The organism is Arthrobacter sp. 05T45 (assembly GCF_056395875.1).
Genome location: NZ_JBFTKI010000005.1, coordinates 160,053 through 172,086 on the forward strand (window position 1 = coordinate 160,053; position 12,034 = coordinate 172,086).

General features: G+C 65.6%; 11 protein-coding genes and 1 tRNA gene. 3 read left to right on the plus strand and 9 right to left on the minus strand.

Annotated elements, in window-relative coordinates; all coding sequences use genetic code 11:
- Positions 1 to 132: 132 nt before the first annotated feature.
- The 3 genes from pyrH to rpsB all read right to left on the minus strand — a co-directional run bounded on the left by pyrH (position 133) and on the right by rpsB (position 2,914).
- Positions 133 to 870 carry a UMP kinase gene (gene pyrH / locus AC1DGD_RS08170; RefSeq protein ID WP_018774549.1) on the minus strand — a complete coding sequence of 246 codons (738 nt, stop codon included), beginning with the start codon at positions 868 to 870 and terminating at the stop codon, positions 133 to 135.
- 174 nt (positions 871 to 1,044) lie between these two features.
- Complete coding sequence (tsf, locus tag AC1DGD_RS08175) at positions 1,045 to 1,881, minus strand: translation elongation factor Ts (protein ID WP_026538253.1); 837 nt, start codon at positions 1,879 to 1,881, stop codon at positions 1,045 to 1,047.
- Positions 1,882 to 2,014: 133 nt separating this feature from the next.
- The gene (gene rpsB / locus AC1DGD_RS08180; protein ID WP_476849393.1) at positions 2,015 to 2,914 is read right to left on the minus strand and encodes a 30S ribosomal protein S2; all 900 of its coding nucleotides are present in this window, start codon (positions 2,912 to 2,914) and stop codon (positions 2,015 to 2,017) included.
- Between the two features lie 476 nt (positions 2,915 to 3,390).
- On the opposite strand from rpsB, the gene AC1DGD_RS08185 reads away from it, so the two are divergent.
- A complete protein-coding gene (locus AC1DGD_RS08185; RefSeq protein WP_476856478.1) occupies positions 3,391 to 4,128 on the plus strand; it encodes a M23 family metallopeptidase in 738 nt (245 codons plus the stop codon).
- 90 nt (positions 4,129 to 4,218) lie between these two features.
- Here the strand turns inward: AC1DGD_RS08185 and AC1DGD_RS08190 are convergent, their stop codons facing one another.
- From AC1DGD_RS08190 to AC1DGD_RS08215, 6 genes are all read right to left on the minus strand, one after another.
- Complete coding sequence (locus AC1DGD_RS08190; RefSeq protein ID WP_223914058.1) at positions 4,219 to 5,409, minus strand: acyl-CoA dehydrogenase family protein; 1,191 nt, start codon at positions 5,407 to 5,409, stop codon at positions 4,219 to 4,221.
- 213 nt (positions 5,410 to 5,622) lie between these two features.
- Positions 5,623 to 5,696, minus strand: a tRNA-Ile gene (locus tag AC1DGD_RS08195).
- A 194-nt stretch (positions 5,697 to 5,890) separates the two neighbouring features.
- Positions 5,891 to 7,087 carry a glycosyltransferase gene (locus AC1DGD_RS08200; protein WP_476856479.1) on the minus strand — a complete coding sequence of 399 codons (1,197 nt, stop codon included), beginning with the start codon at positions 7,085 to 7,087 and terminating at the stop codon, positions 5,891 to 5,893.
- A 105-nt stretch (positions 7,088 to 7,192) separates the two neighbouring features.
- Positions 7,193 to 8,095, minus strand: a complete 903-nt coding sequence (locus tag AC1DGD_RS08205; RefSeq protein ID WP_223914060.1) for a DMT family transporter — start codon at positions 8,093 to 8,095, stop codon at positions 7,193 to 7,195.
- Positions 8,095 to 8,718, minus strand: a complete 624-nt coding sequence (locus tag AC1DGD_RS08210; RefSeq protein WP_476849388.1) for a CDP-alcohol phosphatidyltransferase family protein — start codon at positions 8,716 to 8,718, stop codon at positions 8,095 to 8,097. Before AC1DGD_RS08210 ends, AC1DGD_RS08205 begins: the two co-directional genes overlap by 1 nt.
- A gap of 55 nt (positions 8,719 to 8,773) precedes the next feature.
- Positions 8,774 to 9,652: a phage holin family protein gene (locus tag AC1DGD_RS08215; RefSeq protein WP_476856480.1), complete on the minus strand. Its 879-nt coding sequence runs from the start codon at positions 9,650 to 9,652 to the stop codon at positions 8,774 to 8,776.
- 184 nt (positions 9,653 to 9,836) lie between these two features.
- Here AC1DGD_RS08215 and AC1DGD_RS08220 point away from each other — a divergent pair, with 184 nt between their 5' ends.
- Both AC1DGD_RS08220 and AC1DGD_RS08225 read left to right on the plus strand, forming a co-directional pair.
- Complete coding sequence (locus tag AC1DGD_RS08220) at positions 9,837 to 11,060, plus strand: multidrug effflux MFS transporter (protein ID WP_028278281.1); 1,224 nt, start codon at positions 9,837 to 9,839, stop codon at positions 11,058 to 11,060.
- Between the two features lie 563 nt (positions 11,061 to 11,623).
- Positions 11,624 to 12,031, plus strand: a complete 408-nt coding sequence (locus tag AC1DGD_RS08225) for a hypothetical protein (RefSeq protein ID WP_476849386.1) — start codon at positions 11,624 to 11,626, stop codon at positions 12,029 to 12,031.
- Positions 12,032 to 12,034 lie beyond the last annotated feature (3 nt).

Consider the following 12,034-nt stretch of genomic DNA (forward strand, 5'->3'; position numbering starts at 1 on the left):
GTCTCTCCTCAGAAATTGGTGCGTCCCGGGGGCCGGGGCGCGGCACGTCTTCTTGTGCGCCTGCCGTATTCCGCCGGGCGCTTTTGTCTTCCGCCTGGCGGCGGAAAGGTCCTGAAAACATCCTAGCCGCTGCTAGGGGGTGACGACGGTGCCCAGGTCTTCGCCCCGGATGGCGCGGGTGACGTTGCCCTCGCCTTCCATGCCGAAGACCACCATTGTGAGGTTGTTGTCCTTGCACATGGTCATCGCGGTCTGGTCCATCACGCGGATGTCGCGGCGGAGCGCGTCGTCGTAGCTGAGGCGGTGCAGTTTCTCCGCCGTCGGGTCCTTCTTCGGGTCGGCGGTGTAGACGCCGTCGACCCCGCTCTTGGCCATCAGGACGACGTCGGCGTGGACCTCCATGGCCCGCTGGGCGGCCACGGTGTCCGTGGAGAAGTACGGCAGGCCGGCGCCGGCGCCGAAGATGACAACCCGGCCCTTTTCCATGTGGCGGATGGCGCGGCGGGGGATGTAGGCCTCGGCAACCTGGCCCATGGTGATGGCGCTCTGCACGCGCGTTTCCACCCCGGCCTGCTCAAGGAAGTCCTGGAGCGCGAGGCAGTTCATGACGGTTCCGAGCATGCCCATGTAGTCGGCGCGGGAGCGGTCCATGCCGCTCTGGGACAGTTCGGCTCCGCGGAAGAAGTTGCCTCCGCCAACGACGATTGCGACCTCCACGTCGGGAACTGCTGCGGCGATCTGCTTGGCCACGCCGCGGACGGTATCCGGGTCGACGCCCAGTTTCCCACCGCCGAAGACCTCGCCGGAGAGCTTCAAGAGGACGCGGCGCCTGTTCTTCTTTGGCTGGGCTGAAGTGGTGACGGTTTCCATGGTGCCTTCCCGTTGGTGAACTCTGAGTTAGGTTATCGTGCTGGGCGCCCAAGGCGGCATTCCGGCCGTGACCGGAAACGGTGCCTCACGGGTGCATGCAAAAGGGGTGGCCACCGTGGTGACCACCCCCTTAGCGTGTCTGGCTAGTGCCTGACTGGTGTCTGGCCAGTCTGACTAGGAACCGACGCGGAAGCGCGTGAAGGCAGTTGCCTTGACGCCGGCTTCTTCGAGGACCTGTGCGACAGACTTCTTGGCATCCTTGGCGAATGCCTGGTCAACGAGGACCTCGCCCTTGTAGAAGCCGGTAACGCGGCCTTCGACGATCTTGGTCATCGCGGCTTCGGGCTTGCCCTCGGCCTTGGCCGTTTCCTCGGCGATGCGGCGCTCGGACTCGACGAGCTCGGCCGGAACGTCCTCACGGGTGAGGTAGTTCGGAGCCATGGCGGCGACGTGAACGGCGACGTCGTGGGCTGCGGTGGCAGCCGCTTCGCCTTCGCCGTCAACAGCGAACAGCACGCCGACCTGGGCCGGGAGGTCCTTGGAGGTCTTGTGCAGGTAAGCGTCGACCGTGGCGCCCTCGATGCGGGAGATGCGGCGGACAACAACCTTCTCGCCCAGAACGGCGCCCTCTTCGATGACGACCTCGGACAGCGGCTTGCCGTCGACCTCGGTGGCGAGCAGGGTCTCGAGGTCGGCAGCGCCGGACTCGACGGCCACAGCCAGGACCTTGTCGGCCAGCTGGATGAACTTGTCAGCCTTCGCGACGAAGTCGGTCTCGCAGTTGACTTCGATCATCACGCCGACGCCGTTGGCGACCTTGGCGGCAACCAGGCCTTCGGCGGTGGAGCGGCCTTCGCGCTTGGTGGCGCCCTTCAGGCCCTTGATGCGGATGATTTCGATGGCCTTCTCGGCGTCACCGTTGGCTTCGTCAAGAGCCTTCTTGACATCCATCATGCCGGCGCCAGTGCGCTCGCGCAGAGCCTTGATATCAGCGGCAGTGTAGTTCGCCATGTGAACCCCTCTGTCTAGAAATTTATGTGGTGTACGGACCGACAGGACGGCTGCTCACCGAGTGAGCGGCCATCCTGTCGGTACCCCCTATGCAGCTGAGCGCATGTGGGGAGATCCAGATTTACTTGTCTGACTACTTGGCTTCGTCGGCGGCCGGTGCTTCTTCAGCAGCCGGTGCGTCCTCAGCGGCCGGAGCAGCTTCGGCGGCCGGTGCTTCGTCAGCAGCCGGTGCAGCCTCAGCGGCGGGCGCTGCAGCAGCTTCAGCCTTGTTGCCTTCGAGGAGCTCGCGCTCCCACTCGGCCAGCGGCTCTTCCGGAGCTTCCGTGGTGCCGGTGGCGCGCTGGTTACGGGCGATGAGGCCCTCAGCAACGGCGTCGGCGACAACGCGGGTCAGCAGGTTGACGGAGCGGATGGCGTCGTCGTTACCCGGGATCGGGAAGTCGACTTCGTCGGGATCGCAGTTGGTGTCCAGGATGGCCACAACCGGGATGTTCAGCTTCTTGGCCTCGTCGACAGCAAGGTGTTCCTTCTTGGTGTCGACGATCCACAGCGCGGACGGCGCCTTGGTCAGGTTGCGGATACCACCGAGGTTGGTTTCCAGCTTGGTGAGTTCGCGGCGAAGGAGCAGCAGTTCCTTCTTGGTGTAAGCCGAACCGGCGACGTCGTCGAAGTCGATCTCTTCGAGTTCCTTCATGCGCTGGATGCGCTTGGAGACCGTCTGGAAGTTGGTCAGCATACCGCCGAGCCAACGCTGGTTGACGTACGGCTGGCCAACGCGGGTGGCCTGCTCGGCGATGGATTCCTGCGCCTGCTTCTTGGTGCCGACGAAGAGAACGGTGCCGCCGTGTGCAACGGTGGCCTTCACGAACTCGTAGGCACGGTCGATGTAGGACAGCGACTGCTGCAGGTCAATGATGTAGATACCGTTGCGCTCCGTGAAGATGAAGCGCTTCATCTTCGGGTTCCAACGGCGGGTCTGGTGTCCAAAGTGGACGCCGCTGTCAAGCAGCTGGCGCATAGTTACGACGGGCATGCCGACGCTCCTTCCGGCAGGTCATTCATGAGAGAGCCCATGGCCCTCTTACCCTGCCAATAGTTGACGGTTGTTTAGCATTCGCCCGGGGCGGGCGTTGCTCCTGGCATCCACTGCACTTCCCATCCGCGCCATATGGACATGCCATGTGGAACGGACCGCAGGAGGCGCAGTCCTCCGCACCGGAAGTTTCAGGCTTCTTTTGAGGAGGGCTGGATACGCGTAGTCAGCTGCTGCTCCCCCGCACCCCTGAATGAGGCGTGCCGGCTTCGGCAATCACGAATATCGCGACTTACAAGCGTGAGGGCACAGCAAACTGCTCCACCAAGTGTACTACAGCGACCCCGCCCAGGAGGACGGTTTTGCCACGGCAGCGGTGCGGGGTTCGGGGGCTTTGGCGGGGGCCGGCGGGCACCTTATCCACATAGCCATGGCGGGAGATTCCGCCCGGGGTGCTGCCTTGACAGGCTGGGGCCATGAAGCTCCCACTTGGCCTGCGGGCATTGCTCCTGGCAGCACAGCTCCTGGCGGCATTGTTCCTGGCCACGTTCCTGGCACCTCCCCCCATCACCGTCGACGCCGATGTCTCCGCCGCTGCCCATGTCTCCGCCGCCGACGCCGACGCTACAGACGCCGGCTACGCCGCCGCCCGCTCCGGCCCCACAGATGCCGGCTACTCCGCCATTGCCGCCCGCTCCGGCCCCACAGACACCGGCTACCCCGACATTACCGCCCGGGCTGCGATTTCCTCCGGCCGGGGCTCCCCGAGGGCGGGGCCGGTCCCTGCGTCCGCCTGGAGCTGGCCGCTGAGCCCGCGGCCGGCGGTGCTCCGCGCCTTCGATCCCCCGGCCAAGCCGTGGCTCAGCGGTCACCGCGGCGTCGATCTTGAGGCGGCCTTCGACGGCGCCCCGCTCAAGTCGCCCGCCGCCGGGACGGTGAGCTTTGTCGGGACGGTGGTGGACCGGCCGGTCATCACGATCGATCACGGCAACGGGCTGCGCAGCAGTTTCGAGCCGGTGGCGAGTTCACTGAGGGCGGGGTCCGCCGTGGCGGAGGGCGATGTCCTGGGGCAGGTGCAGACCGGCCACTGCGGCCCGGCCCCGCCCTGCCTCCATTGGGGCGTCCGCCGCGGCGAAGACTACGTCAACCCGCTGGCTTTCGTGATGGACCTTCGGCCGTCGGTTCTGCTCCCGCCCCTGAATCCGGGTCCGTGATGCAGCATTTGGCGCCGTCTTTGATGCGCGGATCGTCCATTGACGCCCGCGGGCAGCCGCGGCGACCGTTTGGCGCCCGTTTGGCGCCCGTCAGACGATCGCTGAAATGCCCGTGATAGCCCGGCCGGTGACGAGGGTGTTGATTTCGTGCGTGCCCTCATAGGAGTAGATGGCTTCGGCGTCCGCAAAGACTTTGGCCATCTCGAAGTCCGTCACGATCCCGTTCCCGCCGAGGATACTCCGGCCCAGGGCCACGCTTTCGCGCATCCGCGCGGTGGTGAAGGCCTTGGCCAGCGCGGACTGCTCGTCCTTCGCCTCCCCCGCGTCCTCCAGCTGGGAAAGCCTCACCATCATGCCCATGGAGCTGACCGCATTACCGAGGATCTGCACGAGCTGGTGCTGGATCAGTTGGAAGGAGGCAATCGGACGGCCGAACTGGCTGCGTTCCACGGCGTAGCGCCGGGCGACGTCGAAGGCCGCGAGCTGCTGGCCCACCGCTTGCCAGGCCACGGCCAGGCGGGTGACTTTCAGGACCTTGTTGGTGTCGCGGAAGCTGTTGGCGTTGGCGAGCTTGAAGAACTCCGGCACCACAACGTTGTCGAGCGTGATGTCAGCGTTCTGCACCGTGCGCAGCGAGATCTTGTTCTCGATTTTCACGGCACTGTATCCCTCGGTCTTGGTGTCCACGAGGAACCCTTTGACCTGGTTGTCGTCGACATCGCGGGCGTAGATGACCACCCAGTCGGAGAAAGTCGCGTTGCCGATCCAGCGCTTGGCTCCATTGAGGATCCAGTTATCGCCGTCGCGCCGTGCCGTGGTGCGCGTACCGCCGGCGACGTCGGAGCCGCCCAGGGGTTCGGTGAGGCCGAAGGCGCCGATCTTCTTGAGCGAGTAGATCTCGGGAAGCCAAGCGTCCTGCTGCTCCTGGGAGGCAAGGGCTTCGATGGAGCCCGTGAAGAGCCCGTCGTGGACGCCCATGAACGTCGCGATCGACGTGTCGGCGCGGGTGGCCTCCGCGTGCAGGATGCCTGCGAAGAGGTTCGAGTAGCCCTGCCTCCGGACGGGGCTGACCAGGTCGATTTCGGCGAGCTTCGGGATCAACTCCATGGGGAACTCCGCGCGATTCCAGCAATCGACGGCGATCGGCCGGACTTCGCGGGTGAGGAACTCGCGGACTTCGGCCAACCTGTCCTGCTCCTTGGCGCTGAGCAGCTGCTCGAACGCAAAGAAATCGCCATCGGCGTAGGGCAGGTTGTGGATGTCGATGGCAGCTTTGGACATGGTGTTCCTTCACTCGATCAGCGGGGACCAAAAGGGCGCGGGCTTCGCGCCGACAATATGTTACTGATCAGTAACTTATCTCAGTGTCGGGACGCCTGCAAGTGCCGGCCCAACGAAAACCCGACAAAAAGGGAGCCGCGGCCGACGTCGGACGTCAGCCACGGCTCCCGTGGTTGCGGACCCCGGATGAGGGGGCCGCCGCAGAAATGAAAGTAGGGCTACTCGGACTTGAACCGAGGACCTTAGGATTATGAGTCCCGCGCTCTAACCAGCTGAGCTATAGCCCCTTGCGCCCGGAGCCAGACCTGGCCCGCGGGGGCCGGATTGGTTCCGGGCAAAAATACTCTAGCAATAGTAGACGCATCACACGTGCCTGCCGCCACCGGCAGGCGGCCTGCCGGTGCTGACCCGGGTGCTCTTGGACTGGACGCCGTGGAACCTGCGGCGTTCGGAGGGGCTGCAGTTCTGCCAGGCGGTGTGCCTAGAGGACCAGGTCGTCGTAGCTCGCGCCCCGGTAGATGTCCTCAAACGTCTGCAGCGTGCGCGCGATACCGTGGCTTTCCACCATTTCTCGGCTGGTCTTGCCCATCGCATCACGCTCGTGGTCGGGCAGCGAGAACACGCGCGTCAGCTTGGCCGCGAGGTCATCGCTGTCGTTGGGGATAAAGAGATAGCCATTTTCCCCGTCGCGGACCAGGTGCGGCAGCGCCATGGCGTCGGCCAGCAGGACTGGCGTGGACGCCGACATCGCCTCCAGGGTCACGAGGGACTGAAGTTCTGCCGTGCCGGGCATGCAGAACACATCGGCCGTGATGTAGGCCTTGCGAAGTTCGGCGTCACTGGCCAGGCCGAGGAACCTCACCCTGTCCTTCAGTCCGAGCCGGGCGACCTGCGCCTCCAGGGCAGGGCGGACTTCTCCGCCGCCGACGATTTCGAGGTGGATGTCCAGTTCTTTGGGCGTCTTGGCGACGGCATCGATCAGGACGTCCACGTGCTTCTCCTCCGCCAGCCGGCCGGCGAAGAGGACCGTGGGGCTGGCGTGGCGTTCCACCGTTTCGTCGGGATGCAGCTCGTAGGCTGCGGCGTCGATGCCGTTGGAAAGGGGCAGGACCTGGCGGAGGAAGGCGTGCTGGTGCATGGCTTTGGCGGCAAGCGGCGTGGGTGTGGTCACGACGTCGGCTTGGCCCATAACCTTGCCCATGTCCCGCCAGGAGATCCGGCCCACAATGTCTTTGAACCACTGCGGGAACGGCAGGAAGGGGTTCAGGTTTTCGGGCATGAAGTGGTTCGTCGCCACCACCCGGATGCCGCGCTTCACGGCCTCGTACAGGACGTGCTCGCCGATCATGTAGTGGCTCTGGATGTGCACCACGTCCGGCTGAATGCGGTCGAACAACAGCCCGATTTCCTTCTTGATCTCCCAGGGGAAGGTGACCCGGAAGTACTCGTGCGTGGGCACCGAGTGGGAGCGCAGGCGGTGGACGGTAGCCTCGTCGCTGAACTCGCTGTAGCTCGGGCCCTTGCCCGGGCGGCACGCCAGGACGTGGACATCGTGACCCCGGGCTGTCATGCCCTTGGCGAGGCGGTAGCCGAACTGGGCGGCGCCGTTGACGTGGGGCGGGTACGTGTCAGCGGCAATCAGGATGGTCAGCGGGGGCTGGTTGTCGGACGTGGTCACGTGAAGAGCTCCTGGTGGTCGCTGTGCGGACAGCTGGATCAATGGCGGCCGGCTGGCAGTCGGCACAGGCGCGCCGGGCCTGCAGCCGAAGTCTGGACTGACGCCCTAGGACCTGCCCGCTGCCTTCCGCGCGTCCTTCTTGCGCTTGGTGACTTCCGGGTGGTGCCTGGAGAGGGCTATGACTCCCACGATAGCAAGCAATGCGGCCGTCCCCATGGCAATAGCCGTCACGGGTTGGACATCCGGACGCAGTTCTCCCAGAATCACGATGCCAATCGCGATGCCCACGATGGGGTCGATCACCGTCAATCCGGCGATCACGAGGTCAGGCGGTCCGCTGGAGTAGGCGTTTTGGACAAACCACGATCCCAGAGCGCCTGCAGCAATAATCGCAACGACGCTGTACCACGGCACATTCAGCAGGAACTGCCCATTTGGATCGAGCAGATGCCTGCCAATGATGCGGGTCAGCACAGCAACGAAGCCGAACAGGACGCCGGCGCCGAGGATGTAGACGAAGGCGCTCATGCGGTGCCTGAACAGGACCGCGAGCGTGCCAAAGGCCGCAACCGCAATGGCCAGGAGCAGCACGATTGTCAGCTCGTCCTCGCTGCTGACGTTGTGATTCTCCTGCGTGGCGGTGACGGCCAGCAGCACGAACAGCGCTGAGCCGGTCACGCAGAGCGAGATGGCCACGACGGTTGCCCGGTTCATGCTCAGGCCTTGGTCCTTGGTGTTGACCACGGTGGTGATGACCAGGGCGATCGCGCCGATCGGCTGCACCACCGTCAAGGGCGCCATGACGAGGGCGATCGCGTTCATTCCCATCCCGGCGCACAGCAGAAGGAACCCGAATACCCAGCGGGGGTTACGCACGAGCCGCAGCAGGCCGTGGGTGCTCAGCGCCAGGCCGCCGGTATCGGCCTTGACCGCACTGCCCTGGCGCTGTGCCCCAAACGCCAGGCAGAAGGCGCCGAGGACCGCAAGCAAAACCGCAACCCAGACCATCAGCGGGAGCCGCCGTCGTTGGCGCGAAGCTGCCTGCCCTTGCCGATGATGGCCCAGACGTAGTTGTAGGCCGCGATCCAGTGCCCCACGAGCCCCAATCCCAGGAAGATCCACGCGACCGTGGCATAGACGTCCGCGGCGGGCACCGGAAGCTTGGAGAGCACCAGCAGCGGCGTGCCCACCAGCAGCAGGCCCGTCCGGATCTTTCCGATGCGGCTCACCGGCAGATCCGGGTGGCCGTGGAAATAGAACACTGACAGAGCCAGCAGGACTGCGTCCGGGACCAGCAGCGCGGCGAGATACCACCACTCGACGACGCCTGCGATCACGAGGGTCACGGCGACGGCGATCAGGGAGAGCCTGTCCGCAATCGGGTCCATGACCCGTCCGAGGTTGGACATCTGATTGAAGCGGCGGGCGATGTAGCCGTCCACCCAGTCGGTACTGGCCATGACGGCGAGCACGAGGGCACCGTAGCCGTACTTGTGCTCCGAGAGGACCAGCCAGATGAATAGCGGAACGCCGAGGAAGCGCACCACGGTCAGGACATTGGGAACCGTGAAGACCGCGTCGCGGTGGACGAGGGGCTGCCCGGGGCGGGCGCCGGCGCCGATGAACTTCATCGATTCCCCCTTTCCGTGGACGGCAACGGTTTGGCGTTTAGGTTCAGGGATCTGTCTAGCCCTTTATCAGCCTGCGCACCAGGACCGCGAGGGCGGCCCCAGAGGCGGCGAGCACAGCCAGGGGCTTCCAGCGCCGCTTGATCGTGTCGGCCAGGCCCTGCCCGTCAGCGGATGCGGCCGACCCCGCCGAGGATCGGGCTGAGGCGCGGAAGCCTGCGATCTTGTCGCTGAGCTGCTCCTTTCCGTCCTGGAGCCGTACCTGGGCGGCCGCCAGCAGGGTTTGGGCCTGGGTCTTGACATCGAGTTCGCGGCCGAGGTCGTCGCGGACGCCGGTAAGGTGCGTGCGCCGCAGGTCCAGCCGGCGTCGGAGTTCAGCCTCTGTGGGCGGCGGCCCGAAGTCGGGCTTGGCGGCAGCCTTTGCTTCCTTTTCCGCCGTCGCCTTGGCGGCGGCGGCTTCCTTGGCGGCCTTCGCTGCTTTGTACTGCTCGGTGCTCGGGTCCAGGATCCTGGCGTCGAAGGCGGAGCCTTCCTTGGCGATGCCGAGATCGTACTTGAGCCCACGGATCGTGTTCTCGGGGACCAACGGCATGAGCTTCTTGAACTTGTTCTGCCCGATGAGCGCCCCGATCGCGGCGATAATCAGGCAGACGGCAGAGACCAACAAGGCGGCGAGCCACGCGGGCATGATGGTGGCCAGTCCCATGATCGCTGCAACGAAGAGTCCGATCACCAGGAGTCCAACGAAGACCAAGGCGACGGCGAAGAAGGCGCCGGCGACGCCGAGCTGTGCCCCCTTGCGCTTGATTTCGGCCTTGGCCAGGGCAATCTCGTCATTGAGCTGCCGGGGCGCCAGCTTGAAGATCATCTTCAGGGTTTGCGGCAGCGCGGAAATCCGCAACCCGCTGCCTGTGCCGCCGCTGTGACGTCCGCTCATCGGTCCCGCCTAACTGGTGCCATCCGTCGATCCGCTCGCGCGGGCTTGCCGGGTCTGGACAGCTTCGCACAGACCCCGGTGTCAAAACTATCATTTAGGCTCTTGGGAGGCCTTTTCGGGCAAGGTGTGGCGCGCCCGCCCAGCCACCGGCCGGCCACCCCGGCGGGCCCTAGGATGGACCACTGTGAGCACACCCCACAATCCCGGTGATTCCCTGAGCCGCCGTCGTAAATTCCTCTACATTCTGACGCTCGGCGCTTTGACCGCCCTAGGGCCGTTCACGGTCGACCTTTACTTGCCTGCATTCCCGGCCCTGGAAGACAGCCTTGGCGTCTCCGCGGCCGCGGTGCAACTGACGCTCACGGGGACGACCATCGGTTTCGCGCTGGGACAGCTGGTCGTGGGCCCGCTGAGCGACAAGTTCGGCCGGCGCCTGCCCCTGATCGTGGCGACAGCGGTCCACATCGCGGCGTCCCTGGGCGCAGCGCAGTCCACGGACATCGCCACGCTGGGTTTTTTCCGCGTCCTCATGGGTGTCGGGGCTGCAGGGGGCGGCGTGGTGGCCATGGCCATGGTCCGTGACCTGTTCAGCGGCTACGCGATGGTGCGGATGTTCGCGAGGATGGCTCTGGTCAACGGGCTGGCGCCGATCCTCGCCCCGGTCATCGGCTCCCAGCTGCTGTTGCTGATGCCCTGGCCCGGCATCTTCCTGTTCCTGGCCGCCTACGGGACCTGCGTCATCATCGCGGCCCTCTTCGTGATCCGGGAAACCCTGCCGCCGGAACTGCGCGGCAAAACCGGGATGACCATGGGCCAGCGTTACAAGGTGCTGTTCTCCGACCGGATCTTCGTAGGCCTGCTGCTGGTGGGCGGGATGAACTTCGCGGGCCTCTTCACCTACCTCTCCGCCTCGCCTTTCCTGTTCCAGAATGTCTACGGGTTCACGCCCCAGCAGTACGGCCTGCTCTTTGGCGTCAACTCGCTGGGCATCGTGGCAGGCGTGCAGACCAGCGCGCGGCTCATCAAGCGCGTCCCGCCGCAGTGGATCCTGGCTTGTTCCACGGCCTGGATGTTCGTCATGGCCGTCCTGATTGTCGTCTTCGACCAGCTGGGGTTCGGGCTGTGGGGCGTCCTGGTGCCGCTGTGGTTCTACATCCTGGGCGCCGGTTTCACCTTCCCCACCGTGCAGGTCCTGGCCCTGGCCAAACACGGAGCCCAGGCCGGAACCGCGGCTTCACTTCTCGGCGCGGCGACCTTCTTGATGGCTGGCCTGGTCTCGCCGGTGGTCGGCTGGCTCGGCGTCAGCTCCGCAACCCCGATGGGCGCCGTCCAGGCCGTCTGCATCCTTCTGGCGGCCGCTGCACTGTGGCTGGTTGTTCGGCCCAGCACGGTGCCACCGATCCAGTAGCCGGGCCATCCCCCCGGGGGGACACGCCCATTCTTCACGGCCTCCCCACGGGACATGCCCATTCTTCACGGCCTCCCCACGGGACATGCCCATTCTTCACGGCCTCCCCCACGGGACATGCCCGTTCTTCACGGCCTCCCCCACGGGACATGCCCATTCTTGGCGCCCGGGGCTGGACATATTGGCACTATGTCCATCCGCCAGGACCACCACTGGACATGTCCCAAGGGCATCCCGCCAGCACTGAGCATGTCCCCCGGACAGCCCCAGTACAGCGAACACCGTGGCCCAACCCTGTGCCTGTGGCGCTGCCCAGCCGTACTCTGCACCCCTGCACACTTGTGCCTGTGCCTGTGGCGCTGCCCAGCCACACCTTGCACCCCTGCACCCCTGCACCCCTGCAGCTCTTGTCCTCTGGCCCGTCGCTCCGCCAACATGGCCTGCACCCTGGCCTCTGCCCTAGGGCCCCGCCCAGCCGCCCACGCATCGCTGTCCGTGGCCTGCAGCCCTTGCGCCCCCCTCGCGCCCTGTTCGACGTCCGCGCCGGGCGATAAAGTTATTTCATGCCCGACAGGCAGGATCACCAGCCCCTTCCGGCCACTTGGCAGCGGTGTGACGCCGGAATCCTGCCCCTGTGGTGGGATCGCTTGTGCGCTCAGACCAGTCCGCAGTCGGCCGCCCTGTTCGCCGCCGGCCTGTTCACCGAAGACCGCCGCCGCCCAATCGCCCAGTGGTACAACCCCGCATATGACTCCGCCCTCCTCGTGGCACCGGAATCTTCCCCGGAATGGCCGGTGCAACGGTTCGGCATCTTCTATGCGCCCCCGGGCGGCGGATTCACCCAGGTCCACTCGGCGCCGCATGAATGGCACCCGCGGGAACCTCGGAAATCCCCCACGGAGCTGGAGGCCTTCCAGGCAGCGGTCGCCGAGGCCCAGCGCTTCCTTCAGGTGGAAATGTACTTCGTCTGAACC